Annotated in this window: 27 protein-coding genes; 14 read left to right on the top strand and 13 right to left on the bottom strand. The window is 46.8% G+C overall.

Translation table 11 applies throughout. The features are described 5' to 3' along the window. Positions 1 to 121: 121 nt before the first annotated feature. From E2R66_RS15385 to E2R66_RS15365, 5 genes are all read right to left on the bottom strand, one after another. Positions 122 to 622, bottom strand: coding sequence for a hypothetical protein (locus tag E2R66_RS15385; RefSeq protein WP_133234055.1), 501 nt, complete (start codon positions 620 to 622; stop codon positions 122 to 124). 91 nt (positions 623 to 713) lie between these two features. Further along, entirely contained in the window at positions 714 to 2,057 is a 1,344-nt protein-coding gene (locus tag E2R66_RS15380; protein ID WP_133234057.1) for an MFS transporter, read from the bottom strand. A gap of 220 nt (positions 2,058 to 2,277) precedes the next feature. Further along, on the bottom strand, positions 2,278 to 3,057 hold the full coding sequence (locus E2R66_RS15375; RefSeq protein WP_133234059.1) for a molybdopterin-dependent oxidoreductase: 780 nt from the start codon (positions 3,055 to 3,057) through the stop codon (positions 2,278 to 2,280). After that, positions 3,047 to 3,745 carry a cytochrome b/b6 domain-containing protein gene (locus E2R66_RS15370; RefSeq protein WP_192901981.1) on the bottom strand — a complete coding sequence of 233 codons (699 nt, stop codon included), beginning with the start codon at positions 3,743 to 3,745 and terminating at the stop codon, positions 3,047 to 3,049. Before E2R66_RS15370 ends, E2R66_RS15375 begins: the two co-directional genes overlap by 11 nt. A gap of 22 nt (positions 3,746 to 3,767) precedes the next feature. After that, on the bottom strand, positions 3,768 to 4,571 hold the full coding sequence (locus E2R66_RS15365) for a DUF1223 domain-containing protein (RefSeq protein WP_133234061.1): 804 nt from the start codon (positions 4,569 to 4,571) through the stop codon (positions 3,768 to 3,770). 198 nt (positions 4,572 to 4,769) lie between these two features. Here E2R66_RS15365 and E2R66_RS15360 point away from each other — a divergent pair, with 198 nt between their 5' ends. The 8 genes from E2R66_RS15360 (at position 4,770) to E2R66_RS15325 (ending at position 10,510) form a co-directional block, all read left to right on the top strand. Then, positions 4,770 to 5,348, top strand: a complete 579-nt coding sequence (locus tag E2R66_RS15360) for a sigma-70 family RNA polymerase sigma factor (RefSeq protein ID WP_133234063.1) — start codon at positions 4,770 to 4,772, stop codon at positions 5,346 to 5,348. Next, the gene (locus E2R66_RS15355; RefSeq protein ID WP_240049331.1) at positions 5,345 to 5,623 is read left to right on the top strand and encodes a zf-HC2 domain-containing protein; all 279 of its coding nucleotides are present in this window, start codon (positions 5,345 to 5,347) and stop codon (positions 5,621 to 5,623) included. The genes E2R66_RS15360 and E2R66_RS15355 overlap by 4 nt, the downstream gene beginning before the upstream one ends. Positions 5,624 to 5,681: 58 nt before the next feature. Beyond that, positions 5,682 to 5,945 (top strand): hypothetical protein, encoded by a 264-nt coding sequence (locus tag E2R66_RS15350; RefSeq protein WP_133234067.1) that lies wholly within the window; start codon positions 5,682 to 5,684, stop codon positions 5,943 to 5,945. A gap of 105 nt (positions 5,946 to 6,050) precedes the next feature. Beyond that, positions 6,051 to 6,641, top strand: coding sequence for a peroxiredoxin-like family protein (locus E2R66_RS15345; RefSeq protein ID WP_133234069.1), 591 nt, complete (start codon positions 6,051 to 6,053; stop codon positions 6,639 to 6,641). Between the two features lie 86 nt (positions 6,642 to 6,727). Continuing rightward, the gene (locus E2R66_RS15340; protein ID WP_133234071.1) at positions 6,728 to 7,240 is read left to right on the top strand and encodes a molybdopterin-binding protein; all 513 of its coding nucleotides are present in this window, start codon (positions 6,728 to 6,730) and stop codon (positions 7,238 to 7,240) included. Positions 7,241 to 7,361: 121 nt separating this feature from the next. After that, positions 7,362 to 7,550: a hypothetical protein gene (locus E2R66_RS15335; protein ID WP_133234073.1), complete on the top strand. Its 189-nt coding sequence runs from the start codon at positions 7,362 to 7,364 to the stop codon at positions 7,548 to 7,550. A 108-nt stretch (positions 7,551 to 7,658) separates the two neighbouring features. Then, a complete protein-coding gene (locus E2R66_RS15330) occupies positions 7,659 to 9,356 on the top strand; it encodes a sodium:solute symporter (protein WP_133234075.1) in 1,698 nt (565 codons plus the stop codon). Positions 9,357 to 9,358: 2 nt separating this feature from the next. Beyond that, positions 9,359 to 10,510, top strand: a complete 1,152-nt coding sequence (locus E2R66_RS15325) for an acyltransferase family protein (RefSeq protein ID WP_133234077.1) — start codon at positions 9,359 to 9,361, stop codon at positions 10,508 to 10,510. 34 nt (positions 10,511 to 10,544) lie between these two features. Here E2R66_RS15325 and E2R66_RS15320 read toward each other — a convergent pair whose 3' ends face one another. The 3 genes from E2R66_RS15320 to rsfS all read right to left on the bottom strand — a co-directional run bounded on the left by E2R66_RS15320 (position 10,545) and on the right by rsfS (position 13,812). After that, a complete protein-coding gene (locus tag E2R66_RS15320) occupies positions 10,545 to 11,183 on the bottom strand; it encodes a LutC/YkgG family protein (RefSeq protein ID WP_133234079.1) in 639 nt (212 codons plus the stop codon). A gap of 85 nt (positions 11,184 to 11,268) precedes the next feature. Continuing rightward, a complete protein-coding gene (ftsH, locus tag E2R66_RS15315) occupies positions 11,269 to 13,374 on the bottom strand; it encodes an ATP-dependent zinc metalloprotease FtsH (protein WP_133234081.1) in 2,106 nt (701 codons plus the stop codon). A 63-nt stretch (positions 13,375 to 13,437) separates the two neighbouring features. Then, positions 13,438 to 13,812, bottom strand: coding sequence for a ribosome silencing factor (gene rsfS, locus E2R66_RS15310; protein ID WP_133234083.1), 375 nt, complete (start codon positions 13,810 to 13,812; stop codon positions 13,438 to 13,440). Positions 13,813 to 13,904: 92 nt separating this feature from the next. On the opposite strand from rsfS, the gene E2R66_RS15305 reads away from it, so the two are divergent. The 5 genes from E2R66_RS15305 (at position 13,905) to E2R66_RS15285 (ending at position 18,879) form a co-directional block, all read left to right on the top strand. Then, positions 13,905 to 14,630 (top strand): biotin--[acetyl-CoA-carboxylase] ligase, encoded by a 726-nt coding sequence (locus E2R66_RS15305; protein ID WP_240049330.1) that lies wholly within the window; start codon positions 13,905 to 13,907, stop codon positions 14,628 to 14,630. A 1-nt stretch (position 14,631) separates the two neighbouring features. Next, complete coding sequence (locus E2R66_RS15300; protein ID WP_133234087.1) at positions 14,632 to 15,084, top strand: protein-disulfide reductase DsbD domain-containing protein; 453 nt, start codon at positions 14,632 to 14,634, stop codon at positions 15,082 to 15,084. A gap of 21 nt (positions 15,085 to 15,105) precedes the next feature. Then, a complete protein-coding gene (locus E2R66_RS15295) occupies positions 15,106 to 16,824 on the top strand; it encodes a protein-disulfide reductase DsbD family protein (protein ID WP_133234089.1) in 1,719 nt (572 codons plus the stop codon). 173 nt (positions 16,825 to 16,997) lie between these two features. After that, positions 16,998 to 17,975 carry a 6-phosphofructokinase gene (gene pfkA, locus E2R66_RS15290; protein WP_133234091.1) on the top strand — a complete coding sequence of 326 codons (978 nt, stop codon included), beginning with the start codon at positions 16,998 to 17,000 and terminating at the stop codon, positions 17,973 to 17,975. Positions 17,976 to 18,081: 106 nt separating this feature from the next. Further along, complete coding sequence (locus E2R66_RS15285) at positions 18,082 to 18,879, top strand: TerC family protein (RefSeq protein ID WP_133234093.1); 798 nt, start codon at positions 18,082 to 18,084, stop codon at positions 18,877 to 18,879. 247 nt (positions 18,880 to 19,126) lie between these two features. On the opposite strand, the gene E2R66_RS15280 is transcribed toward E2R66_RS15285, so the two are convergent. The 3 genes from E2R66_RS15280 to E2R66_RS15270 form a co-directional block, all read right to left on the bottom strand. Further along, positions 19,127 to 21,400 carry a Tex family protein gene (locus E2R66_RS15280; protein WP_133234095.1) on the bottom strand — a complete coding sequence of 758 codons (2,274 nt, stop codon included), beginning with the start codon at positions 21,398 to 21,400 and terminating at the stop codon, positions 19,127 to 19,129. A 161-nt stretch (positions 21,401 to 21,561) separates the two neighbouring features. Further along, positions 21,562 to 22,170: a GIN domain-containing protein gene (locus tag E2R66_RS15275; protein WP_133234097.1), complete on the bottom strand. Its 609-nt coding sequence runs from the start codon at positions 22,168 to 22,170 to the stop codon at positions 21,562 to 21,564. A gap of 235 nt (positions 22,171 to 22,405) precedes the next feature. Then, positions 22,406 to 24,865, bottom strand: a complete 2,460-nt coding sequence (locus E2R66_RS15270; protein WP_133234099.1) for a TonB-dependent receptor — start codon at positions 24,863 to 24,865, stop codon at positions 22,406 to 22,408. A 124-nt stretch (positions 24,866 to 24,989) separates the two neighbouring features. On the opposite strand from E2R66_RS15270, the gene E2R66_RS15265 reads away from it, so the two are divergent. Then, positions 24,990 to 25,646, top strand: coding sequence for a metal-dependent transcriptional regulator (locus tag E2R66_RS15265; RefSeq protein ID WP_133234101.1), 657 nt, complete (start codon positions 24,990 to 24,992; stop codon positions 25,644 to 25,646). Between the two features lie 16 nt (positions 25,647 to 25,662). Here E2R66_RS15265 and E2R66_RS15260 read toward each other — a convergent pair whose 3' ends face one another. Both E2R66_RS15260 and E2R66_RS15255 read right to left on the bottom strand, forming a co-directional pair. Further along, the gene (locus E2R66_RS15260) at positions 25,663 to 25,896 is read right to left on the bottom strand and encodes a hypothetical protein (RefSeq protein ID WP_133234103.1); all 234 of its coding nucleotides are present in this window, start codon (positions 25,894 to 25,896) and stop codon (positions 25,663 to 25,665) included. Between the two features lie 151 nt (positions 25,897 to 26,047). Continuing rightward, positions 26,048 to 26,215 (bottom strand): PhnA domain-containing protein, encoded by a 168-nt coding sequence (locus tag E2R66_RS15255; protein ID WP_133234105.1) that lies wholly within the window; start codon positions 26,213 to 26,215, stop codon positions 26,048 to 26,050. Positions 26,216 to 26,337: the final 122 nt, after the last annotated feature.

Genomic DNA, 26,337 nt, shown 5'->3' with positions numbered 1-26,337 from the left:
TCTGGTGTATTCCAGGCCCAATAATATGAATTATTGAGGAAGCGGGCAATTATGGGTTGCACTCGGGGTATTATAATAGTCTTCCATTGCGACCGCTCTGGCTACGTAGGTTAAGTACCTATTATACTAGATTATTTAGTTCAACGAATCGGATATATTCGTCAAAAGCAGAGATAAAAACACTAAAATCGATATCAAACCTGTCAACGGGACCGTCGTTTGGCCTTTTTATTATGAAAATAACCTTATTGTCCTTATATAATAATAAAAACCCACCAGTCTGATTTGCAAACTGGTCGCCGAAGAAAAGATGAAACTCTTTCCTGTTTTCTGCATCGTCTTTAGTCAATTTCTTACCCGCTGGCCTAAAGAAAATCATCACCAAATAATCAAATATTTCCGAAGGACTCATGTCGCCAAAGACGCTCCGGTAAAAAAAACTTTTATCGTAAACAAATTCCTGATACGTTCGGATGGAATATTTCAACTCGCCACCCTTTGTAAAACTGCCAAGGCGTCGTCCATTTGTCCAGAAGCCAAGCTTGAATATTTCGGTTGATTTGGTAAACCCCAATTCTATAGCAAAGCTTTTTTTATCACCAAATAGCAAAGTGTCTTTCATTGTGCTAATTTATAAATTCCGGATAGCTCACGTGTGAGTCGCAAGAAGAGGGGCTTGCAAACTGACTACTACCCACTGCAAACTGGCAACGCTACTTCCCCCTCTGCTCCCTGAAACGGCTAAAGAAAACAATAGCCAGCAGGCAGAGCACGCAGCCGCAGATACCATTGAGGCGTAAGCCAAAATCGTTACCCGGGTCGATACCGTACACCGTGAGGAAAGCGAATAGCGCTATGCCCAGTGTTTGCCCAAGTTTCACGAATAAGTATTTCACGGCAAAAAACATCCCTTCGCGGTTTTCGCCGGTGCGTTCAGCATCGTTTTGGGCAATTTCTGCGAGGATCGCGTTGGGCAAAATCCCCAATGATGCCAATGGGAACGATGCACTAAGCACCAGTATATATATCTGTACTTTGGGACTAAGCGGCACCTTCCCCAGGAAATATATCGCCACGAAAATCAAACTGAGTAAACCGAAAGAGAACAGCACAATAGGTTTCTTACCGATTTTTTTGGAAAGATAGTTTACCAGCGGGTAAAAAAGCAGCGAAGTAAGCACCATGGTACCCATCAGCAAACCGCCCATCGATTTATCGAGGTTAAGCAGCACGGTAATAAAGTACAGCAACCCACTGGAGATGATGCTGAGCGCCATGTAGTAAGAAAAATCGGAGATGAGGTAATATTTGAAATTACGGTTTTCGAAAGTTTTGCGGATAGCCGGCCATAGCGCAAGGTGCGATGGTGTGCTGCTGCTGTAGCGCTTTTCTTTGATAGCCAGCACAGGCACCAACATCACCAGGCCCGAGAAAAACGCCAGCCCCCAAATGGTGTATTGTACGGCGGTATCGCGGTTGGCAACGTGTGCCCAGCGTTGCATCAGGTCGGCAAAGTTATTTACCAGTGCAGATAGTATGATGCCGATAACAAAGCCCACCTGCTGCAGGGAAGATAGCTTCACCCTTTCGGCACCGGTACTGGTAAGTTCGGGCAGCAGCGCGTTATAAGGGATGATATAGGCCGTAGCACCCATAAAAAAGCAAACAAGCGCTATGGTAAGCCACCAGGCGTTGTTCACATTGAGCGACATGGACCAGGGGCAAAATGTAAGTCCGCAAAAAATCACCGCCGGTAAAATGGCCCACTTCATGTACGGTATGCGCCTGCCTCGCTTATTGTTGCTTTTATCGCTCAAAGAGGCAATAAAGGGGTCGAAAAAAGCATCGATTAAGCGGCCGGATGCCGTAATGATGGAGAGGATATTGAACACGCCGAATACCAGCAATTGCGGTATCAGTGGCCGCAGGCCCGCATTATTTGGTGGCAGGTAAAAGTAAGGCAGCATCACGATGATAATGTTGGTCATGGTGCTCCAGCCTATCATCCCGCAGGCATAGGCTATTTGTTTGGAAAGGGGCAGTTTCGCAGGCGGCATGTACCCGCTAATATGCAAAATTTATGGCATACTTGTTAGACCACTACATAGCCGAAATATGCTTCAGAACAGCAGGGTGAACAAACCGGCAAGCAGGAAGTGCCAGCGTGTGAAAAACGCGATTTGTGAAACACGTTCGCCCTGCAAACCTGCTTCAGCATTAAGCATGCTTACACACGAAACACAGTCCCGAAAGTATAAGTCACCGGCCAACCTTTGGTTACAGGCCCGAATAATAATCATAACCCTGGCGTGCCCAATAATCGGGCGGACGGTTATTGCTGAAAGCGATGCTACCGATGCGTTTGATGTTTTTGATGCCGTACTTCACCGGTATGATGAGCCGCAACGGGGCACCATGGTTACCCGGGATGGGCTTACCATTCATTTCGTAGGCCAGAATGGTTTGAGGGTGTAGCGCACTGGGCATATCCAAACCAACCTGATACTGTCTATTGGGGGTCATTAAGCCCATGTAAGCAAGTGTAGCCTCCTGCGCAAGGCCAAAATGTTCAATAAAATCAATCATTTTAAGCCCGCCCCAGTACTGTATCTGGTCCCAGCCTTCCACGCATTTAAAATCATACACGATCTCGGTTTTGGGCAGGGCCTTTATCTGGTCGATAGTGATTTGTAATACCTCGCCGTTGCTCCTGGTTACCTGCAGTTTCCAGGCCGCTATATCGAAATGGTCCTTTACACCAACATCACTGTTATGGCGCACATTTTTGGCTGCCATTGATTTTGGGTAGGTTTTTACCAAATGGTTATTGCTGAAAAACCTGCGGAAGGCCAGCTCGGTTTGGTTCAACGCCCGGCGCATTGGCGCCCTGGCCCCGGCGGTTATCCCGGCAGTTTCGCGTGGTGCGTTGTACAACCAATTCCAGCCTTTATAGGCAGCAACACCCATCAGGCCAAATACCCCAAAGGAGATAAAACTGCGGCGGTTTATCTTTTGCTGCACGGTAAGCTCTTTTTTGGGCGTATTGCTATTTTTCATCTTCGGCGGGGCTTAAGGTTAGTGGTTCGGGTTTGTTATCGTCAACAACTTCAAAGCCGGCTACTACGGCTCTGAAGTTGTTCCATCCGGCTAAAATCACCTGAATGATATGTATCAGGAAGAAAAACACGTAACCAATAGTAAGTATAAAGTGAATGACGCGGGCCGAGTGGTATCCGCCGCAAAGCCAGGTGATGGTAGCAAATTGCACAGGCTTATAAATGGCAAGCCCGGTAACCAGCGAGCCGAAGCCCATTACGATGATTGCAGTATAGGCAATGCGCTGTGCGGCGTTGTATTTGTTTTGCGGGGGGGCCATCTTGCGAATGTGCAGATCGTGTAACAGCACCAGCCAGGCTTCTTTAAATGATTTGCGCTGAGGCAGCAGCTCGCGCCAGGCGCCGGATACAATGGTGTAAAGCAAATATATCACCCCGTTCAGCGCAAAAAACCACATAAACAAAAAGTGGAAGGCCATTCCCTCGCGCAAACGGTACCCTATATGCAGCTTATCATAAAAACCCTGCGGGAAAAATTTAAAATAGGTATGCCCAAATAGGGTGATGCTGTATTCATCATTTGCCCAGTAGATAATTGCCCCGCTCCATATCATAATGGTTAGCACCGGGAAATTCACCCAGTGAGTCCAGCGCATCAGCAGGGAATGCTTTTCTTTGATTGTTTTCATTTTATGGGAGGCTTTTACTTTTTTAATTACTTGCGCTCATCATCTCCGGGAACGCGGCTCGCTGCGCAGCCAATATCCCACCGTTTTGCGTATTCTGTACAAAAGCAATTACTTCAAAATTTTGTGCGTTGAAGTTCTTCGGCAGTTCAATATCGGCCGCTCCGCTTTTATCTCCTTTGAGTGCGATCTGCTGCAATTTAACAACTATTTGCACATGCGCTAATGTTCGACCGCTATTTTCGCCGGCCTTTACGGCTGTAGTAGCGTTCTTCTCAACCAGGGCTAATACTAAGGCGGTGTTTGCGCCGCTACCTTCGGTACGGTATTTAACGCTTGCCTTACCACCGGCAATTTTCAGGTCCTCCAGGGATAGCGATGTTTTTGCCGTTTTAGCTAAGCCTGTATTGATAGCGTTGCGCAGCTTACCCTCTTCAGAACCAACAAACTCGGTATGGCCGTTCACCACAGCCTGTGGGGTGTAAACCTGGCTAATGTTTAGCCAATGGGCATAAACGCTTTGCCTGTGCGAGAACTCGGCACTGCTGAAAGCGTCTTTCCAGCCCAGGCGGTTCCAATAATCTACGTGGTAGGCAAGGATATAAACGGGCTTGCCCACGCTTTCCTTTTCTATTTTGGCTATTGCGGCATCGGCAGGCGGGCAGCTACTGCAACCCTCTGATGTAAACAGCTCTACTACTGCAAAACCCTTGTTATCAGCAAGTGGCTGCGCCTTTGTGCTGGCCGGTTTCGTACTTATAAATGCTACTGATGCAAAAGCAACCGCAAGCAGTAGGCCCGCTGTGGATAATATCTTGATTGTTTTCATGATTACTCGTCTCTATTTTTATCGGCTTAGTAGCTTTTTATACCATATCCTTACAAATAAATAAAAATAATAATGCGGCTTATTGTTGCTTATTTTAGATACGTAAACGGGTGATGATACAATCGAGGGATCATGTAAATCTCGTTGTAAGGTTTTACATATCCTAACGACAAACAAAAAGTTTATAACGCAGTTGAAATGACAATACCTCCCACAATTCATCAGCTCGACCCCAAAAATTGGGTTAAAGCTTATGCCGATTATTTGTATATGTACGCCATTACCCGCATTAACGATGAGGAGCAGGCGCAGGATTTGGTACAGGAAACTTTTTTGGCAGGCTTGCAGGCCATGAGCCGCTTCGCCGGCAAAAGCAGCGAACGCACCTGGCTAACCGCCATTCTGAAGAACAAGATTATAGATGTATATCGAAAGAAGTCCTCCGGCTTGCGGACGCAGGAACTGACGCATGCCGAAGGCGAGGTAGTGGATTTTTTTGACGCAGGCGATGGGCATTGGACAGAACAGCATGCGCCGCAGCCTTTCGGGTTAGAGCATTACGATCCGCTGGAGGGAAAAGAATTCAACAGCATACTAAAGATGTGTATGGAGAAATTACCGGCGCTTTGGCTATCGGTTTTTACCATGAAGCACCTGGACGAGGAACCTACCGAGGCCGTTTGCGCCGAACTGAAGATAAGCGCATCAAATTATTGGGTAATCATCCATCGTGCAAAACTTAACCTGAGGGCTTGCCTTCAAAAAAACTGGATATGAATATGAACCCACTAAAAGCAATAACGCGAAACTGTAGAAAGGCCACCTTCCTGGCCGATAAGCGGATGGATGGCAAACTCACATTCAGGGAAAGTATAGAATTGCGTATACACCTCGTGGGATGCGGAGCGTGCCGCCTGTACACTATACAAAGTGCCAAAATAAGCCAGATGATCAACGAGTTGCTGAAGTCGCAGCCACAGGACATTCGTTTGGATAGCAGCTTCAAAGCCAACCTGCAAGAGCGCATAAACGATGAGATGAATAAAAATTAAAAAACGGTGTAAGGTTTATTTAAGGGTGCCGACAAAGGGGTAAAAGTAAATTTAAACCATGAAAACTCAAAAAACATCGCTTTTAGCAACTATCGTATTATCTGGCGTATTGGCTTTATGCAGCCCTATTGTAAACGCACATGCCGCAATAACTCCCGGCCATGCTTTAGAGCTAGCGGCCGACACCGGCAAAATGAAAAAAACCATGATGAAAAAGCCAGCTATAATGGACAAAAAGAAAATGGCCAAAATGAAGCCGGCTAAGAACAAGATGGGCAAAATGGATGACAAAAGGATGAAAGATACCGCATCAAAAATGTAACCATGGCCAAAAAGAAAAGCAATAAATAATTGGGAGGTTGTTTTTGTTTTGAAGGACGGGGGCGTGTAGCCCCCTCTTTTAGTTTTATCTTATCACACACAAAATATGAAAAAACACATATTAAGCGCAGTTGGGTTGGTAATGGCCCTCCTGTTTTCGGTACAGGTTATGGCGCAAACCGGGCTTAGAAAAGGAGACTCGGCACCGGCATTTACCGCCACGGATAATTCGGGCAAGACGGTAGATCTGAAGACACTGCTAAAATCGCACAAAACCGTGGTGCTTTTCTTTTACCGCGGGCAATGGTGCCCTTATTGCAACAGGCAAATGCAGCATATACAAGATTCGTTGCAATTGCTAACCGGCAAAGGGGCCTACGTTATAGGCGTAACGCCCGAAACCGCCGAAAACATTAAGGCAACCGTTGCCAAAACAAAAGCTTCATATTCCATAGTACAGGATGCCGGGTACACCATCATGAACAGCTACGGCGTAAAATACGTTATGGACGAAGCCACCGTAACCAAATATAAAGGCTATGGCCTGGATATGAGCAAAGCCAACGGCAACGCCGATAACGTGCTGCCCGTACCGGCCACCTACGTAATAGGCAGCAATGGCAAAATCTTGTTTGCCCATTTTGACAAAGATTACAGTAAGCGGGCTTCTATAAAAGACATCATCGCTGTGCTTTAACGAAGATCATCTAAAGTAGATAACTATTTATTAATTTGCCCGGAGCTAACAAGGGTTAGCCCCGGGCTTTTTATTTTACACCTGCCATGAAGAAATTACTCACTATCCTCCTGTTTATTTATGCTAACCATGCGCTTGCCCAGGACAAAACGCGGCAAACGCTGCAATTTTCCATCACCGGCGAAGTGGAGAAAACATCAGTAATTACCCTCGACTCGTTGAAGCAATATAAAGTAAGCGAAATAGGGGACATTAACGTAACCGACCATACCGGCGCCTTTAAACACAAAGACGATCAACTAAAGGGTGTTTTGCTGAAGGATGTGTTATCGCATACCAAATTTAAAACCACCAGCCCCAAATTGCTTAGTCGTTTTTATTTGGTTTGCACAGGGATAGATGGCTATAAGGTAGTGTACTCATGGAACGAGCTTTACAACACCAGCGTTGGTGACCACGTGTACATTATTATGGAGAAGAACGGCATGGCGATAGATAAAATGCCCGAGAGTATCCAGATGACCGCCGCCGCCGATTTCAAGACCGGCCGCCGCTACCTGCATAACCTGGACAAGATTGTTGTGGGGCAGGTGCAGTAATGGCGCGTCGAATCTGCGGGTAACGGCTACCCTCAATTATTTTCGTCCTACCATACTAAAAATTAGGCAGCAACGCTTTAATAATATATTTTTGCACCTGAATATATAACATACCAATACTATGTCGCACCACAACGAAGAAGAAAAAAACTTTGATTACGTATTTTACCTGGTAGCATTACTTAGCGGTGCTTTTGTAGGCGCTATTATAGATAGGGGCTTTATATGGATACCTGTAGGTGCCATTTTCGGTTTGCTTACTGCTGCGGTATTCATTAAGTTTTTGGTAAAAGGCCGTGAAGAGGTCTGATAGCAGCCTCCCTTCATTTATACAAAACTGGAACCAGTTTTACGGCATCGTGCTTGTATGGCTGGTTTTTTTGATTTTTATATTCTGGCTTATTACCCGCTCTTTTGAATGAGCTTAACCGATTGGATAGTTCTTGGCTGCACCCTGCTTGCCATTGTTGCTTACGGTGTTTTTAAAAGCGGTGGCAATAAAGATATTGGGCAATACCTGGGCAGCCGCTCGTTACCCTGGTACCATGTAGGGCTATCGGTAATGGCTACGCAGGCCAGTGCAATTACATTCCTGGCTGCACCCGGGCAGGCCTATGGCGATGGGATGCGCTTTGTGCAGTTCTACTTCGGGCTACCGCTGGCCATGATTGTGCTGTGCGTAACCTTCGTACCCATTTTCCACAAATTAAAGGTTTATACGGCCTACGAGTTTCTGGAAACCCGGTTCGACCTCAAGACCCGCACCCTTACCTCCCTGTTGTTTTTGATACAGCGCGGGCTGTCAACAGGCATAACCATTTATGCCCCATCCATCATTTTATCGGGCATTCTGCATATCGATATTACATATACCACTTTGTTCATTGGCGGGCTGGTGGTGTTCTACACTGTTTACGGCGGCAGCAAGGCGGTATCGTACACCCAGTTATTGCAGATGACCATCATTTTCGCGGGCATGTTCCTGGCGGGGCTATTCGTGGTGCTGCTGATGCCATCAGATATCGGCTTCCTCAAATCCGTTAAGCTGGCGGGCAACCTGGGCCGTATGAATGTTATCGACTGGCACTTCGACCCCAAAAGCCGCTACAATGTGTGGAGCGGTATTATCGGCGGTTTCTTTTTGCAGCTGGCCTACTTCGGTACCGACCAAAGCCAGGTGGGCCGTTATCTCACCGGTTGCTCGGTAGAGCATAGCCGCCTGGGCCTCATTATGAACGGTATGCTCAAAATACCCATGCAGTTCCTCATCCTGTTGGTGGGCGTATTGGTGTTCAGCTTTTACCAGTTTAACAGGCCCCCTGTTTTCTTCAATAATTACGAGGTAGAGCAGGTAAAGAAAAGCAGCTACGCCCCGCAGTTTAACCAACTGGAGGCCCAGTATAATAAAACTTTCGACGAGCGGCGGCTAAAGGCCGATAACCTGTCCAAAGCACTCGATACCCATAACCCGGAACAGGTTGCAAGGGCGAAAGCCGAGCTGAGCAAACTGAATAAACAAGCCGGACAAATACGTACCGATGCCATCGCTGTTATCAAACAAAGCAACGATAAGGCCAATGCCGACGATACCAACTACGTGTTCCTTACCTTTGTTACCCAATATTTGCCAAAAGGATTGATAGGGCTGCTCATCGCCGTGATATTTTTGGCATCCATGGGTTCTACGGCCAGCGGTTTAAATTCGCTGGCATCAACCACCGCGGTAGATTTTTACAAGCGCATCATTAACCCCAACGCATCAGACAGAAGCTATGTAAACGCATCGCGCCTGGCAACCCTTTTCTGGGGTGTGGTTTGTATCGGCATGGCCCTTTACGCCAACAAAATTGGCAATCTTTTAGAGGCTGTGAATCAGCTGGGCTCCTACATTTACGGTACCGTGCTGGGAGTTTTCGTAGTGGCGTTTTACTTCAAGAGCATAAGGGCAACGCCGGTATTCATAGCCGCTGTAATTACCGAACTGATTATCTGTTACATGGGCTACAAAAACACCATAGCTTACCTCTGGCTAAACCCGATAGGTTGTTTTGGGGTGATCATCATCGCGGCAATTTTGAATATCCTCATCAAACCCAGGCAACCAGCAATAAATTAAGTATGCAAGCAACAGCCATAGCGGCGAATAAGAAACTCTACGGACTGGACCATCTGCGGGCTTTTGCTATCTGTTACGTTCTGATATTCCATTACAGGCTTTTTGGCCACCCGGATTGGGCAGCAAGCTTAGGCACATTTGGTTGGACAGGTGTAGACCTCTTCTTTGTGCTGAGCGGGTACCTCATCTCCTCGCACCTCTTCGCTGAAATTTCTAAAACGGGCACCATATCTTTAAAAACCTATTTTATCAAACGGTCCTTCCGCATATTGCCGGCTTACTTTTTTATTGTCGCTGTGTACTTTTTGGTACCCGCCTACCACGAGCGGGAAGCCTTATCGCCCCTGTGGCGATTTCTCACCTTTACCAAAAACTACGGGCTGGATGTGCGGGTATTTGGTACGTTTTCGCATTCCTGGTCGCTTTGTGTAGAGGAGCAATTTTACCTGGTACTGCCTTTGGTATTGCTACCTCTCGCTTATTTTAAAGCCGGAAAAAAGGGTTTGTTGATATTGGCAGGTGTCTTTCTATTCGGTTTTGTGATACGCTGGTACGGTTGGCAAATTATAGTGCCATATCTGGGTACCGATGCTTTTTGGCCTTTGCATCATCTATATATTTACTATCCCACTTACAACCGGCTAGATCCTTTACTGGTTGGTATTGCGGTATCAGCGCTGTACCATTACCGTCCGGGCTTTGCTGGTAAAATAGCTAAAGCAGCCAATTGGCTCATACCTGTAGGGATACTGATATTGGTAGCGGCTTATTATGTAAACAAGGACGAAGCCAGTTTTACCGCTGTTGTTTTTGGTTACCCGGTGGTAGCTATTGGCTACGGCATCATTGTAATGGCGGCAGTGCACCCGGCAAGCATCTTGTTCAAGCATCGGTCGGCCATTACCGAAAAAATCGCGGCGCTTTCTTACAGCCTCTACCTGTCACACAAAGGGCTGATGCCTTTAACGCAACGCTTAATTGCCCCTTATGGCATCAGCGAAAACAGTAACCTGGCCATGCTGATTTGCTTTATAGTAATAGCTATAGGCGCCATACTATTGCATGTAGCTATAGAAAAGCCTTTTTTGAAGATGCGCGACAGGATACTGAAGCCTAAGCCGCAGAGTATAACAGTCCAAAGTACAGTGTCTTGATGAAATAGGTAATCCGGGGGAAACGAAGACGGGTTTATCCGTCTAATAAAAAAACGAATAGTTCTTTTGGCCCATGGGCACCCAAAACCAATGTCTTTTCGATATCTGCAGTGCGGCTGGGGCCGGTTACGGTGGTGATCATAGATGGGATGCGGTCGGCATATTTTTCTTTAATCAGTTTGAAGCCGTCTTTAAGGTCCATTACCAATTGGGAGGTATAAGCCAGCACAATGTGTACTGGCGGGTAAATACTTAGCCTGCGACCTGCTGCATTTGCGTTAGAGAGCATTATGCTGCCATTGCGGGCTATCAGTGCTTCGCAAAGGGTAAAGCCAACTTCGGCCTGTTCAAAATCTTTATCGGTCTCAAAGAAAGGATATTCGTAGGTGTTAAGCACCTGCTGCAGTGCGGGTTCCCAGCAGTATATCTTGTGCCATTTGCGCTCTTCGGCAAGTTCCAGCAGGTTTTCTATAAACTGCACCTCATCTTCGCAGAAAACGAACTGGCCGTTAACGGCGGTAAATTGTTCTGCAAAAACCACCTCCAACAACTCATCATCGGGCGGGTACATGGGCAGGTCTTCAAGCGCCGGGTAAGGGTTATCACGCTTTTCTAAAAGCGCCTTGCGCACTTTTTTTAGCAACTTTTCTTTCGATGTGGTGATATCCCTCATGTTAGCCGTTAGTATAAAGTAAAAAAGTCGTAAGCCGTTCCCTATTTCAGGACTCCAGACTTACGACTTCAGACTTTTAAAATAATTAATCCTTACCTATCGGGTCTTCCTCGGTTCCTTCAATCCTCGAAAGCTCGGGGTTTATCACGCTATCCGGTATCGCGTTATTATCCGGTATCAAAGTAGGTTCGCCGTTAACGAATTTGTCGTATGCTGTACGATGCTCAAACGGGCGCTTGCCCAATATATCTTCCAGATCCGATTGGAACAGCACTTCTTTCTCCAATAGTTTTAACGCTACAGCCTCTAAGCCATCGCGATGTTTGATCAGCAACTCTTTGGTGCGGGCGTAAACCACATCCACCAATACGCGTACCTCGGCATCTATTAACTCTGCCGTGGCATCTGAATACGGCTTGATAAACTGGTTCTCACCTTGCGGATCGTAGAATGACAGGTTACCTACCTTATCATTCATACCATATATCTTCACCATGCCATAAGCCAGGCGGGTGATGCGTTCTAAATCGCTCAGGGCACCGGTTGTTACCTTACCAAAAACAAGGTCTTCGGCAACACGGCCCCCCATAGATAAGGTCATATCGTCAATTAACTCTTCCTTGGCCACCAAAAAGCGTTCGTTTGGCAGGTACTGGGCGTAACCCAATGCAGCCACACCACGCGGAACGATGGTTACTTTAACCAGCGGGTCGGTATGCTCCAAAAACCAGCCGGCTATAGCATGGCCTGCTTCGTGGTAAGCCACAACGCGTTTCTCTTCCGGAGAGATGATTTTGTTCTTCTTTTCTAAACCACCAATCACACGGTCTATCGCGTCCTGAAAATCCAGCATATCTACCGCCTCTTTGTTCTTACGGGCAGCAATCAGGGCAGCCTCGTTACAAACATTGGCAATTTCAGCTCCGGCAAAACCCGGGGTTTGCGCAGATAGTTTCTTGGCATCAACACCTTCTGATAATTTGATAGGCTTTAAGTGCACCTTAAATATTTGTTCACGGCCAATCAAATCGGGTTTATCAATAGATACCTGCCTGTCAAAACGTCCCGGGCGCATTAATGCAGAATCTAATACATCGGGGCGGTTGGTAGCAGCTAATATGATGATACCACTATCAGTACCGAAACCATCCATCTCTACCAATAACTGGTTCAGTGTGTTTTCGCGCTCATCATTACCACCTACAATATTGTTTTTACCACGGGCACGGCCAATAGCGTCGATCTCATCAATAAAGATGATACAAGGCGCTTTGTCTTTTGCCTGGCGGAACAAATCGCGAACACGCGATGCACCCACACCCACAAACATCTCAACGAAATCGGAACCCGACAGCGAGAAGAAAGGCACCTGTGCCTCGCCTGCAACGGCTTTGGCCAAAAGGGTTTTACCCGTACCCGGCGAACCAACCAGCAAAGCGCCTTTCGGTATCTTACCGCCCAGGTTAGTGTATTTTTTTGGGTTTTTCAGGAAATCTACAATTTCCATAACCTCTTGCTTGGCTTCTTCCAAACCGGCAACATCATTAAACGTTACCGATACCTGGGCCTCTTTATCAAACAAGGTAGCTTTTGATTTGCCGATGTTGAATATCTGGCCACCCGGGCCACCACCGCCACCATTGCCCATACGGCGCATGATGAACAGCCAAACGCCAACCAGCAACACGGCCATAATGATGCATTGCACCAACCAGTTACTCAGCAGGTTTTCTTTGCTTTGCTGATATTCTATAGAAGTTACCTGCCCGTCGTTTACGCTTTTATCAGCAGCAGCTATAGAAGCTTTAAGGCTTTCGTAAGAAGCATCGGTAAAGTAGTATTGTGGTCCGTCGGAATTTACTTTTAACGTGCCTGTGTTTTTGTTGGCATCCTTGTACTCGGGCTTGCCCAGGCTATCTGCTTTAATATAAACTTCTGCTACGATCAAATCACCGTTTTTATAAGCGCTTATTTTCTCAACGTCGCGCTTTTTAAGCATGCTGTTGGCAAAACGCTGAAAATTGATTGCTTTGCCGTTGTTTCCGCCTATTAGCGTAGGTACTATCACTATGCCTATAAGGGCTATAGCGTACAACCACATCAGGTTGAATTTTGGCGGTTTTGGCGTAATCTTTTTATTCGGAATTTTCCTTATCGGTTTCTGGCCATCGGCCTTTTTATCTTTTTCCATTTTCTACAAGGTCATCTATCAATAATAAATCATTAAAAAAGGGCATTTTTTGTCGCGCCTTAATTAAGCGCTTTTATAGCTTTTAATTTCAGCATCGCCCCATAAATCTTCAACACCGTAATACTCACGCTTATCGGTGCGAAAGATGTGTATCACAACGTCAACATAATCCAGCAGTATCCATTCGCCATGCTCCAGCCCTTCCTTGCGCCAGGGGTCTTGCTGCATGGCTTTATAAATTTCGTCCTCAACGCTGTTTGCTATTGCTTTTACCTGTGTGGCAGAATCGGCATGGCAAATCACAAAATAATCTGCTACCGAGCTTTTGATGTTCCGGAGGTCGAGCCTCACCAGTTCATTCCCCTTTTTTTCCTGCATGCCATGTATGGCCAGTTCAGAAATATAGGTGGATTCATTTATCACTTTACTTTTTACCATCAAAAAGAATTAGTTTTGAACGATTTGGGTTTATAAATTATTATACGTTGCAAAATAACATAATTTCAGGATTATTTGTTGGACAAAATTTAGTGACACTAAAAGAAGTTGACTCCACCAATAGTTTCCTCAAAAATATCCTGTCAAATTCCAAGCCAGTACCCGAAGGTACGGTCATTATGGCAGAAAGCCAATACGCGGGCCGCGGGCAGCATCAAAACACATGGCATGCCCAGCCAGGCAAAAACCTAACTTTCAGCCTGTTGCTCAACCCTGATTTTCTATCGCCAACCAAGCAATTCGACCTCACAAGAGCCGTTAGCTTAGGGGTTTACGATGCCTTGCACCCCTTATTGGGCAATGCCCTTAAAATTAAATGGCCTAACGATATTTATGTAGGTAACCGTAAGCTGGGCGGCATGTTAATTGAAAATATGATACAGGGCGGACAAATACGCCACTCCGTTATTGGCATAGGCCTTAATATAAACCAGGATGATTACCCCGAAAGCGCCGGGAGTGCCATTTCGCTACGGCAGATATTACATAGGGATTATGATTTAAAAGAGATATTATCCCAAATTTGCAGCCATATAGAAGGCTGGTACCTGCAACTAAGAGCCGGAAAGCTTGATGTTGTAAGGAATACGTACCTAAGCCGACTATACCGGTTAAACGAAGAGGCCTATTATGCATCTAACGATAAGCCGTTCCGTGGCGCAATAACCAATGTGACCGAAACCGGCATGCTGGTGGTGGTGCACAATGGAGCAGAAAACACATATAATTTAAAAGAAATTACGTTTTTGAATAAATAGCATGAAGAAAGTATTTTTAGTAATTGCAGCGTTAGTAATGGCTGTAGGCGCAAAAGCGCAAATTGAAACGCCCGTAAAATGGTCATATGCGGCCAAAAAAGTAAGCGCTACAGAAGCCATCGTTTATTTAAAAGCGAGTATCCAAAATGGCTGGCACATTTATTCGCAAACGGTTAAAGATGGCGGCCCGGTTAAAACATCGTTTACCTTCACCCCATCAAAAGACTATTCGCCGGTAGGCAAAACCCTCGAACCGAAACCCATTAGCAAATACGAAGACGTTTTTAAGATGAACGTAGGCTATTTTGAGAAAGAAGTTGTGTTTAGCCAGAAGATAAAACTAAAATCGGCCAAAGCCAGCGCGGTTGATGGCAAGGTAGAGTTTATGGTTTGCAACAACTCAAAATGCTTGCCGCCAGATGAGGTTGCATTCTCTATCCCTTTAGGTAAATAATATTAAAACGCCGGATAGCTGATGACCCCTTTTAACAACCGTAGCACGCTGCGCAACTTTATATTGTTCTTTACAATAATATTTGCCTTTGCTGTTCTTGCACCCAATAGCGCAAATGCATTCCAAAAGGCAGATGAGGGCGCGCCTTCCGATTTACAGTTTACTTCCCTACCTACCGCAGCAGATAGTATTGCCATCCGCAAAAAAGCCGATTCGGTTGCTAAAGCAAAAACAGATTCGGTTGCCAGAGTACAGGCAACGGCTAAAGCGGCGGCAGAAGAAGCTCCGAAATCCCTTTGGCAGCTTTTTGTAATTGGTTTCCTCGGGGGCTTTGCAGCCTTTTTGCTGCCATGCGTTTATCCAATGCTGCCACTTACCGTTAGTTTTTTTACCAAAAAAGGGGGCACCCGGGCCAACGCAATATGGCAGTCGATTTTGTATGGGTTATCCATTATATTTATTTACGTTTTTTTCGGCTTGCTTATTACGCTGGTTTTTGGTCCGGCCGCTTTAAATGCGCTGGCTACCAACGGCGTTTTCAACTTCTTTTTCTTTTTAATGCTGGTGGTATTCGGCGTATCCTTTCTGGGTGCGTTCGAGATAACCCTACCGAGCTCCCTTGCCAATAAACTCGATCAAAACTCCGATAAAGGGGGGCTTGCAGGCATCTTTTTTATGGCATCTACGCTTGTAGTTGTGTCATTTTCTTGCACCGGCCCGGCTATTGGCGGGGTGTTGGCAAGTGCCTTCACTAAGGGCGAAAGACTGGCACCAATAATCGTAATGTCGGGCTTTTCATTAGCTATTGCGTTGCCGTTCACCATTTTCGCTATGTTCCCGTCCCTGCTTAAAAGCCTGCCCAAATCGGGAGGATGGCTTAACAGTGTAAAAGTAGTTTTGGGTTTTATAGAGATTGCCTTTGCGCTTAAATTTTTATCGAACGTAGATCTCGCCTATCATTGGAACCTGATAGACCGCGAGGTTGTGCTATCGATATGGATAGCTATTGGGGTTTTATTGTCCTTGTATCTGACTGGCAAAATAAAATTCGCGCATGATAGCGATATTAAACACCTCACGGTAACACGTACCTTTTTTGCCATGGCTGCATTTGCCTTCACCGTTTACATGGTGCCGGGTTTATGGGGCGCACCATTAAAATCCATCAGTGCACTGCTTCCGCCGTTAAGCACCCAGGATTTTGATCTATCTGCGGGCGGCAGCCCCGCCGCTGCGGCCCCTGCCAACACTACTACCATCAAAGTAAAAAAATACGAGGAACTTTTTAAGCGCCTGCCTAAAGTAAAAGGATTAGAGGAGTGGTACGATTACGACCAGGCCATAGAGGTAGCCAAACAACTGCATAAACCCATATTGATTGACTTTACAGGTTGGAACTGTGTTAATTGCCGCAAAATGGAACAAGAAGTTTTTCCTGACCCTGCAATTTTGAAGAGTTTGCAAAACGATTTTGTGATGCTGCAAATGGTGATAGACGAAAAGACAGATTTGCCTGCTGCGGAGCAGTATAAATCTGCCGTAACCGGCAAAAACATTACTACTATTGGCGGCAAGATGCTTGATTTTGAGATATCCAGATACAACTCCAACGCCCAACCTTTTTATGTAATTGTAAACGAAAAAGGCAAATCGCTTGTAACACCGCAGGGGGCCAGCAATATCGAAACCTTTAAAGCATACCTTGCCAGCGGCCTTGCCGCTTACAAAGCGGCCAAATAGGACCGCCATTTAAATCAATATCAGCTCATTGGCTTTTGTAGCATTCGTTTTCGCCGAAAAAGTGTAAATTCGCGGTGATTTTGAGCTACGGTGTATAGCTAACACTATTTACGCCGCCTCAAAGCTATGCAAACCCATTATACAGACTATAGGGCGTTTCCCTCTGAAACAAAATGACGCAGATTAAAAAAATAGGACTCTATACATCGGGCGGCGACGCGCCGGGAATGAATGCCGCTATCCGTGCGGTAGTACGTACCGCCAAATACTATAATATCGAAGTAATTGGCATACGCCGCGGCTACGAAGGCATGATTAACGGCGAATTTTTTCCGATGGACGGAAAATCTGTTGCCAACATTATACAGCGCGGTGGTACTATCCTCAAAACTGCCCGCAGCGAACAATTCAAAACCCCCGAAGGCCGCCGGCTGGCTTACGACCAATTGATGAACCACGGCATACAAGGCCTTGTTGCTATTGGTGGCGATGGAACTTTTACCGGTGCACGCATATTTGGCAACGAATATGATATGCCGGTTGTTGGCCTTCCCGGCACTATAGATAACGACCTTAACGGCACCGATTTCACCATCGGTTACGATACCGCTATCAATACCGTAATAGATGCGGTGGATAAGATACGTGATACAGCAGAATCGCACGACAGACTTTTTATAGTAGAGGTAATGGGCCGCGATAGCGGGCTGATTGCCTTGCGCACGGGCATAGCATCGGGCGCGGAAGCCATTATCATACCCGAAACCAACAGGGATATCAATGCTTTGATGGACCGGCTGGAAAATGGCCGCAAGGATAAATCATCAAAAATTGTGATGGTTGCCGAGGGTGAAGACGCCGGAGGTGCATTTGAAATTGGACGCCAGGTGAAAGAAAAATTCCCGAACTATGATACCCGCGTATCTATTTTGGGCCACATTCAGCGCGGTGGTAAGCCGTCTTGCATGGATAGGGTTTTAGCTAGCCGGGTAGGTGTTGCCGCTGTTGAAGCGCTACGCGATGGCCACCGTAACGAGATGATTGGCATTGTGCACAACGAGATCTCTTACACACCGTTCGAACATGCCTGTAAGCATCACGTAGAAATTAATGCAAACTTTTTGAAAATAGTAGAGATATTGTCGATATAAGTTACTAAAACAAAAAACAAAAGCGTTATTTATGGCGTTTTTTGCAAAACCCTTGCCGCATTAGGCAGGGGTTTATTATTTTAGTGCGCATACAAAAAATCACTCCATGGAAATATTTACCGACCCGGAAGCCTGGGTATCCCTCATAACACTAACCGTATTGGAAATTGTGTTGGGTATAGATAACGTGATATTCATCTCCATCCTGTCGGACAAGTTGCCCAAGCATCAACAGGCGCGCGGCCGCAAGATGGGTTTGGGCGGCGCCATGCTTACCCGAATATTGTTGCTGCTATCCATAACCTGGGTAATGAAATTAACCGCGCCATTGTTCAATTTATCAGGCACTTTCGGCATAACAGACCCTGAATGGGTTGAAAAACTGGCCATATCGGGGCGTGATTTAATACTCCTCATCGGCGGGATGTTCCTTATCTATAAGAGTACTGCTGAAATCCACCATAAAATTGAAGGCGAAGAGGACGATGCCGGCAAAGTAAAACCCAAATCGTTCTGGGCCACCATCTTCCAGATCATGCTGCTGGATATCGTGTTCTCGCTCGATTCGGTAATTACCGCTGTAGGCATGGCCAGCCATGTAGAGATCATGATAGCAGCCGTAGTAATAGCCGTGGGCATTATGATGTGGGCATCGGGCGGCGTGGCGGAATTCGTAAGCAAGCACCCAACCGTAAAAATGCTGGCGCTGTCGTTCCTTTTATTGATAGGCGTATCGTTGTTAGCAGAAGCTTTAGAGCAGCACATCCCTAAAGGATACATCTACTTTGCTATGGCTTTCTCTGTACTGGTAGAAATGCTGAACCTCAAAATGAAAGCAAAGCGGACGGCTAGTGGCACCGAGGCAACGGCTAAGAAGGTTAAGACTGCACCGACGAAGAAATAGCGCGACTATACGTTGAGGAACAAAGCAATCACTCACCATTGCGTGATTGCGAGGCACGAAGCAATCTCCGGATAGGCAGAGCGGCCAAGCAAAGTCGCCTGTCCTTCTTAGAGATTGCTTCGTGCCTTATAATGACGTGGTAGTAAGTTATTGATAATCAGTATATATTTTGCACATCATAACCTTTTTTTTCAGGGTTACCCCTGATGGATACTCGCAATGACGATGAGGTTTGTTGATACTAAACCTACTTAAACTTATTTTTCAGCGCAGCCAATTTGCTCATCATATCCATCTCCGGCTCGGGAGCGGGTTTGTTGGCCGGGCGCTGGTTAAAGGGTTTTTGCGCCGGGCGGTTATCGCGTGGTTTGGCAGCAACCGGTGCTTCGCGCTTCTCATTCTCTTTCATGGATAGTGAGATACGCTTGCGGTTGGCATCAACCTCGGTAACGGTAACTTCTACCTTCTGATGTACTTTCAATACCTCGTTAGGATCTTTGATGAAGCGGTTGGTAATCTGGCTTAAGTGTACCAAACCATCCTGGTGCACGCCGATATCCACAAATGCACCAAAGGCGGTGATATTAGTTACAATGCCCGGCAGTTTCATGCCCACCTTTAAATCGTTGATGCCGTTAACACCATCCGTAAAGCTGAATGCCTCAAACTGTTCACGCGGGTCGCGGCCGGGTTTGGCCAGCTCGGCCATGATATCGTTCAGGGTGGGTAAGCCCACGGTTTCAGAAATATACCTTTGCAGCGGGATAGATTTGCGCAATTTATCATCGTGCATCAAATCCTGCACCTTGCAGTTCATGTCTTTGGCCATTTGCTCTACCAATGCATATCGCTCGGGGTGTACCGCGCTGGTATCTAAAGGGTTTTCGGCTCCCCGGATACGCAAAAAGCCTGCTGCTTGTTCATAAGCTTTATCGCCAAGGCGGGCAACTTTTTTCAATTGGTCGCGGCGTTTAAAGGCACCGTTTTGGTTGCGGTATTCTACAATGTTTTGCGCCAGCTGCGGGCCAAGACCCGATACATAGGCCAATATTTGTTTGGATGCGGTGTTCAGCTCCACACCTACTGCGTTTACGCAGCTAATAACGGTATCATCCAATGAGGTTTGCAGTTTGTTTTGGTCTACATCGTGCTGGTACTGACCCACACCGATGGATTTCGGATCAATCTTCACCAGTTCGGCCAAGGGATCCATCAGCCTGCGACCGATAGAAACCGCGCCACGCACGGTAATATCCTTATCCGGGAATTCTTCCCTGGCTACATCTGATGCGGAGTAAATGGATGCCCCGCTTTCGTTCACCATAACGATAACCGCTCCCGGTAAATTTAGGTTACGTACGAACACTTCGGTTTCGCGGCCGGCGGTACCGTTGCCAATAGCGATAGCCTCTATTTTATATCGTTCAAACAAATGCTGTACGGTTTTTTCGGCTTCTTTGGCCTGCCCTGCGCCCGTGTGTGGGTAAATGGCGGTGTTCTCTAACAATTGCCCCTGCTCATCTAATACAACCAGTTTGCAGCCGGTACGGAAACCGGGGTCAATCGCCATCATTCGTTTTTGGCCAAGCGGCGCACCCAACAAAAGCTGGCGGGCATTCTCGGCAAATACACGGATGGCTTCCTCGTCGGCTTTCTTTTTGGTGAGCAGGCGTATCTCGGTCTCCATGGATGGCTTCAGCAAACGCTTATAGCCATCGCTGATGGCTAAACCCACCTGCGATGATGCGCCGTTACGCCCTTTTACGAATTCGCGCTCCAGCAGGTCAATGGCTTCCTCTTCGGTTGGCTTGATATCCAGCCAAAGGATTTCTTCTTTCTCGCCGCGGCGCATAGCCAGTATGCGGTGCGATGGTGCAGATTTTACCGGCTCTGTCCAATCGAAATAATCTTTGTATTTGATGCCTTCCACCTCTTTACCATCGGCAACTTTTGATTGAAAGGTGCCTTTTTCGGTAAACAGTTCGCGCATTTTAGCACGGGTTTCGGCGTGCTCGCTAATGTACTCGGCGATGATATCGCGCGCACCGGCCAGGGCCTCTTCTATATTCTTTACGCCTTTTTCCTCGTCGATATATTTACCGGCTTCCAGTTCCGTATCGAAGTTCTTTTGTTCTAGCAACACATCGGCCAGCGGCTGCAAGCCTTTTTCGCGGGCCGCAGTGGCGCGGGTTTTGCGTTTTGGGCGGTAAGGCAGGTAAATATCCTCAAGCAGGACCATCGTTTCGGCGGCGTTTATTTTCGCCTCCAACTCCGGCGTAAGCTTGCCCATATCCGTAAGCGATTTCAGGATGGCCTCGCGGCGTTTATCCAGATCGCGCAGTTGCTGAACGCGATCGCGAATGGCGGCCACCTGCACCTCGTCCAGGCTGCCGGTTACCTCTTTACGGTAACGGGAAATGAAGGGTACCGTTGCGCCTTCGTCTAATAAAGCAATCGTTGCGTTTACCTGTTTTGAACTTACTGCAAGCTCCTGCGCTATTTTAATATCGTGATTGATCATACTTTCAATTTCGGACTGCGAAGTTGGCACTCTTTAGCCACATATCAAATTAGAATTTTTTAAACGATTGTTGATGATTAGTTCTTTTTAAACCCAAAAAAGCCCCCGTTTACACGGAGGCTTCAACTGAACATATATATTGGAATTTACGAAAGTGTTGCTTACAAAGCTGCTGCATCGTTAGCCGCAACTACGAATTTGTTGGTTACGTTTTCTTGTTTTACCGTAGCAACCAATTCGCTTTGGTTTACGGTTGCAGATTGGTCGTGTGTTAAGGTATATTCGTTAACGTTACCTTTGATATCGGCTTTTGCGCGGTCGCTTACGGTGATGCTTGCTTTGTAGGCATCAAGGTTTAACTGTGCCGATGCATTGTTGAACAAATCAACGTTCAGTTCTATTTTAGACAGGTTACCGAAAGATTTAACCTGTGAATTGTCGTAAGCAGAGATGGCACGCAGGTCGGCAGCGGTTACCCAAACCACCAGGGTTTTGGCGTTGTATGATGCAATGCGCAATACGCCGTTATCGTTTTGCACCATGGCACTTTCTGCGTAGTATTTGTTATAAACCTTTACCTGGTCGGCAGCGCCGTCTGAAACGAATAGCTGCACATTGCCGCGGATCTCGATTTTGTTGATCTGGCGTACGTTAGTCAGCACGGTGCTAACTTCTTCTTCGGCTTTGTTGTTTGTTGCTGCGAAGGTTGTTGATACAGTACCTAAGGCTAAAGTAAGAACGGTTGCTATGGTTAAGAATTGAGTTTTCATGATTATAATATTTTGATTGTGAGTGCTATTTGTGTTTTTCGTTTTATTAAATACACACATATGACGCACCCAAACCACATCCGTTACAGCGGTTTTGGGCCTAATAGATGTACGGCGGGATTACATCGGTAAACGGCAGAAAAGGGTCGGCGAAAAGAGTTGAGATAAACAGAGATCAGAGGCCGGAGATCAGGTATTAGGAAAGCCCCCTTTTTAGGGGGCCGGGGGCCGGGGCCTAAAACGGCACAATCACCTTCACACTCAAATTCCGGCCGATGTTGTAGATGCCCAACTTGCCGTTGGGCGAGGCATTGTAGTATTCGAAATACTTGAGCCGGTTGAGGTTGGATTGATAGGCCACATCGAAAAGGTTATCGGCCTGCAAAAACAAATCGAACAGCGGCTTGCCGCCTTTGCGGCCCACGGTTGCGCTGATGCCGGTATTGATGAGGGTATAACCCGGCGTGGCGGTTTCGGTATTGTGCAGGGCGTAGAAGTGGTTTTGCGCCGAATAGATATCAGCCTCAGCACGGAAGCTTACCTTACTGAAGATACCATATACGCCCTGCAACTTTATGCCCACCTGCGAGCGCACATGTAGCGGCGGAATAAAGGGCAGGTATTTAGCGGCACCGTTGCTTTGTGCTACGAGCTTCTCGTTTTGGTTTAGGCCGACTACATAGGCCAGGCTATTGTTGAACGACAGCCATTTTAAGTTATGCGGATGCAGGTTTACGGTAAACTCGGCACCATAAAGCCGCGCTTTCGACTGCTGGTATTGGTAGGTGCTATTGCCCGGCACAATGACAACCGGGTTGCCGTCGGCATCATCCAACCGCGACTGGTAAATGTAGTTTTGCACCTGGTTGTTGAACAGTTCGGCGGTAATGTCGGCATCTTTAAGGTAGGCAATAATGCCCAAATCTTCCTGCAAATTAAATTCGGGCACAAAGCTACGGTTGCCCAGGTAAACGATGTGTGCGCCCGGATCAAGCCCGTTGCTGCCTATTTCGGTGATATTTGGCGCGCGGTAACCGCGTGCAATGTTGGCCTTAAGCAACAGCCGTTCGTTCAGGTTGTAGGTGATGCCTATGCTACCCGATATACCGTGATAGTTATGGTTGAAGTTGGGGAACTGCAACCGTCCGCCGGGCGTATTGGCCGCAACTCTTTGTTCAAAGCCGTTGCCTGGGTTTGGCCCCACATAAAAATCATCCCATCGAATGTTGCGGGTATCGTACCGTATCCCGCCTGATATATCTGCCTGCCCGATAGTTTTTTTGGCGAAGAAGAACGCTCCAACATCGAACAGGTTATAATCGGGTATGGGGAAATCGGTTGCCGCTTTGCTGCGGTTGGCCTGATAAATACCGTTGAGGCCAAAGCTGGTTTCCAGCCCGGCAAAAACCGGGGGACTATATCGCAAATCGTAGTTCAGAGTATTCAGTATTACATAAAGCCCTGCCTGCTGCGGCTGCGTGGGGTGGTTGTATTCGCGGCGTACGCTTTGCTGCCAGCCTAACGACGCATCCAATACGCCGTCGCCCAGCTTAAACTCGTTTTTGCTGTATATGCGGTAATGCTGTATATGCTGATAAAGGGGCGTTATGGCGTAGGATTTTAATAAATCCTCCGGGACAAAAGGGCGGTTCTTGATATCGTCATTCGGCCCTTCGGCAACCTGACGGGTAAATTTGCGGGTAAGCGAATCGCGGCTGCCATCGGGTATTTCCTGCTGGTTATTGTAGATGGTGGCCGCCAGTTGCGCATAACCCCACTTTTTATCGGTACGCAGCATGCCCGAAAGGATATACTCCCTAAAGGCAGAGTTATACACAGGCCCGTCTATCTTGTTCTGGTAATTGTGCGCCATTTTGCCCGTGGCCCTAAATGCATACTTCCAGGCAGCCTTTTTGTAAGATAACCCAAGCGATGAGCCGACGAGCCCGTTATTGCTATGGTAATCGGCAATCCAATCGCCATTTAGTTTGCCGTCTTCGCCATTGGGGATGTAAGGTATCAGGTTGATTACCCCGGCCAGCGCATCAGAGCCGTAAGTGAGGCTCGCGGGGCCTTTGATTACTTCGGCGCGGGTAATGCCGTACTGGTCTATCTCTATGCCATGCTCATCGCCCCATTGCTGCCCTTCCTGGCGTATGCCGTCGTACAAAGTCAGCACCCGGTTATAGCCCAGCCCCCTGATGAAGGGTTTGGAAATATTTGGCCCCGTGGTAACCGCCGTAACGCCCGGCACGCCTTTGATAATAGCATCAATGATGTTGTTATTTACGTGTTGATCTATCTCTTTTTTGTTCATGACCACTATGGGCACCGGGTTGCTGCGCAACTGCGTAGCGCGCGATACGCCGGTTACCACCACTTCGTTCAATTGGGCGTTGCCTTCTTTTAAATCGGCACCCAGAGTTGTGGCTGCGTCAGCGGCAATCGTAACCTTGCTGCGCTCCGGATAATAGCCCAGGCTGCTGAACACCACCTGGTATTGGCCGGCGGGTAGGTTGTTGATTTGGTAATGCCCCTGCTCATCGGTTTTAGCGCCATGCCTGGTGCCTGCAAGCGTTACTGTAGCGTATGCCAGCGGGGTGTTATTGGCAGTTACCTTGCCGGTTAAGCTCCCCTTTTGAGCGAAAGCAGTTGATATACAAAGCAAATATAGGGCAATTATTAGATAGCGCATTTGATGTTATTTTGTGCAAACTTATCAATAAAGCATGAGTTATTAAATAAATAAAATTAGGCAAGGCTAATTTTATTTATAACGGGTGTTTTTTGTTTATGTTTGTACAAGCCAATAATTTGCTATGCATACGCTATCAGAAGAAAATTACCTTAAATGCATTTACCGCCTTTGGCAGGATAGGGGCGAAAAGATCACCCCCACCGCTATAGCCGAGTGGCTGGGCAACAACCCGGCATCGGTAGTAGATATGATACGTAAGCTTACCGATAAGCAGCTCATCATTTACGATAAAAAGAAAGGCGTGGAGCTTACGGCACAGGGGCAAAAAGATGCTACGCTGATTGTACGCAGGCACCGCCTATGGGAGGTTTTTTTATTAGAGAAGCTTGGCTACCATTGGGACGAGATACACGATATTGCCGAGGACCTGGAGCATATTAAAGATGCCACCCTGGCCGACAGGCTGGATAAGTTTCTGGGCTTTCCGGAATACGACCCGCATGGCGACCCTATACCTAAGGCTAACGGTAAAATGGCTAAGCGCCACTCCATTACCCTGGCCGATGTTAAACCTGGCACGCATTGCCGCGTTGCTGCTGTAAAGGATACCACCAGTGCATTTTTGCAATACCTACAAAAGCTGGATATCAGCATCGGCACAAAAATTCAATTGATAGAAAAGATACCCTTCGATGGCTCGCTGGTGATCAGCATAGCTGGAGGCGAACGCACCACCGTTTCGCAAAAATTCGGGGAAAATATACTGACGGATATATAGAGGCTGTAGCCGGGGCTTATTGGTCCAGGTGGTTTTCAGAGCCTTCTTCCTGCTCTTTGTCCTGGTATTTGTATTTCATAATTACCAGTATAGTAGCCGCGCTGAACATAATGGTGGGGATAACCGCAATAACCAGCCGCCAGGTTTGGTGCGACTCGATAGCTCTATTGATGGAATTAACGCCTACCGCAACCATACCGATGAATATCATCAGCGGCACAATTAATTTGCGGTTCTCGGGTGTTGCCATTATTTAAAGTTACACAAAAAACAACACAATTAATATTAATTTAACAGATAAAGTTAATTAACAACACTATACGGTTTCGTGCCTGGGCAAAACACACCTAAGTAAACTATCTTTTCTTCAGAAATCCGGTGCACAGCAATACAAATACCACCTATCTTACAATTAACTTCCTCACTACCCGCTGGTCAGATTTTTTTACCAACATGCCCTGCTTGAGCGTGCTGCTGCAACCTTTTGGCTTTAAACTTTTTATCAGCGTTACGCTGTCGCCATTGTTCAATTGGTTTCCGTTGCTGTCTTTTACTATAAAATCGCGCATGGGGAAAAGTTACACAGCTAATGTTAAATAGCTGCCCTCCGCAGATAATCAAACTTGGCAGTTATAACGAATTTTATTTGCTGACTATAATTTCCTAAATTGCTCAAAATCAGCAATCCCTT

It is taken from the genome of Mucilaginibacter psychrotolerans (assembly GCF_004519315.1).
Classification (GTDB): domain Bacteria; phylum Bacteroidota; class Bacteroidia; order Sphingobacteriales; family Sphingobacteriaceae; genus Mucilaginibacter; species Mucilaginibacter psychrotolerans.
The sequence above is the reverse complement of the archived record's forward strand: the minus strand, read 5'-3'. Positions and strand labels throughout refer to the sequence as shown.

What these genes read in the sequence shown, in the direction of transcription:
- E2R66_RS15295 (WP_133234089.1), top strand. Translation starts at nt 15,106, where the DNA reads ATGACCCCTTTTAACAACCGTAGCACGCTGCGCAACTTTATATTGTTC.
- E2R66_RS15300 (WP_133234087.1), top strand. Translation starts at nt 14,632, where the DNA reads ATGAAGAAAGTATTTTTAGTAATTGCAGCGTTAGTAATGGCTGTAGGC.
- E2R66_RS15335 (WP_133234073.1), top strand. Translation starts at nt 7,362, where the DNA reads ATGTCGCACCACAACGAAGAAGAAAAAAACTTTGATTACGTATTTTAC.
- E2R66_RS15255 (WP_133234105.1), bottom strand. Translation starts at nt 26,215, where the DNA reads ATGCGCGATTTTATAGTAAAAGACAGCAACGGAAACCAATTGAACAAT.
- E2R66_RS15365 (WP_133234061.1), bottom strand. Translation starts at nt 4,571, where the DNA reads ATGAAAACAATCAAGATATTATCCACAGCGGGCCTACTGCTTGCGGTT.
- E2R66_RS15340 (WP_133234071.1), top strand. Translation starts at nt 6,728, where the DNA reads ATGAAGAAATTACTCACTATCCTCCTGTTTATTTATGCTAACCATGCG.
- E2R66_RS15280 (WP_133234095.1), bottom strand. Translation starts at nt 21,400, where the DNA reads ATGATCAATCACGATATTAAAATAGCGCAGGAGCTTGCAGTAAGTTCA.
- rsfS (WP_133234083.1), bottom strand. Translation starts at nt 13,812, where the DNA reads ATGGTAAAAAGTAAAGTGATAAATGAATCCACCTATATTTCTGAACTG.
- E2R66_RS15385 (WP_133234055.1), bottom strand. Translation starts at nt 622, where the DNA reads ATGAAAGACACTTTGCTATTTGGTGATAAAAAAAGCTTTGCTATAGAA.
- E2R66_RS15265 (WP_133234101.1), top strand. Translation starts at nt 24,990, where the DNA reads ATGCATACGCTATCAGAAGAAAATTACCTTAAATGCATTTACCGCCTT.
- E2R66_RS15270 (WP_133234099.1), bottom strand. Translation starts at nt 24,865, where the DNA reads ATGCGCTATCTAATAATTGCCCTATATTTGCTTTGTATATCAACTGCT.
- pfkA (WP_133234091.1), top strand. Translation starts at nt 16,998, where the DNA reads ATGACGCAGATTAAAAAAATAGGACTCTATACATCGGGCGGCGACGCG.
- ftsH (WP_133234081.1), bottom strand. Translation starts at nt 13,374, where the DNA reads ATGGAAAAAGATAAAAAGGCCGATGGCCAGAAACCGATAAGGAAAATT.
- E2R66_RS15350 (WP_133234067.1), top strand. Translation starts at nt 5,682, where the DNA reads ATGAAAACTCAAAAAACATCGCTTTTAGCAACTATCGTATTATCTGGC.
- E2R66_RS15275 (WP_133234097.1), bottom strand. Translation starts at nt 22,170, where the DNA reads ATGAAAACTCAATTCTTAACCATAGCAACCGTTCTTACTTTAGCCTTA.
- E2R66_RS15330 (WP_133234075.1), top strand. Translation starts at nt 7,659, where the DNA reads ATGAGCTTAACCGATTGGATAGTTCTTGGCTGCACCCTGCTTGCCATT.
- E2R66_RS15375 (WP_133234059.1), bottom strand. Translation starts at nt 3,057, where the DNA reads ATGAAAAATAGCAATACGCCCAAAAAAGAGCTTACCGTGCAGCAAAAG.
- E2R66_RS15380 (WP_133234057.1), bottom strand. Translation starts at nt 2,057, where the DNA reads ATGCCGCCTGCGAAACTGCCCCTTTCCAAACAAATAGCCTATGCCTGC.
- E2R66_RS15260 (WP_133234103.1), bottom strand. Translation starts at nt 25,896, where the DNA reads ATGGCAACACCCGAGAACCGCAAATTAATTGTGCCGCTGATGATATTC.
- E2R66_RS15320 (WP_133234079.1), bottom strand. Translation starts at nt 11,183, where the DNA reads ATGAGGGATATCACCACATCGAAAGAAAAGTTGCTAAAAAAAGTGCGC.
- E2R66_RS15345 (WP_133234069.1), top strand. Translation starts at nt 6,051, where the DNA reads ATGAAAAAACACATATTAAGCGCAGTTGGGTTGGTAATGGCCCTCCTG.
- E2R66_RS15285 (WP_133234093.1), top strand. Translation starts at nt 18,082, where the DNA reads ATGGAAATATTTACCGACCCGGAAGCCTGGGTATCCCTCATAACACTA.
- E2R66_RS15370 (WP_192901981.1), bottom strand. Translation starts at nt 3,745, where the DNA reads ATGAAAACAATCAAAGAAAAGCATTCCCTGCTGATGCGCTGGACTCAC.
- E2R66_RS15360 (WP_133234063.1), top strand. Translation starts at nt 4,770, where the DNA reads ATGACAATACCTCCCACAATTCATCAGCTCGACCCCAAAAATTGGGTT.
- E2R66_RS15355 (WP_240049331.1), top strand. Translation starts at nt 5,345, where the DNA reads ATGAATATGAACCCACTAAAAGCAATAACGCGAAACTGTAGAAAGGCC.
- E2R66_RS15325 (WP_133234077.1), top strand. Translation starts at nt 9,359, where the DNA reads ATGCAAGCAACAGCCATAGCGGCGAATAAGAAACTCTACGGACTGGAC.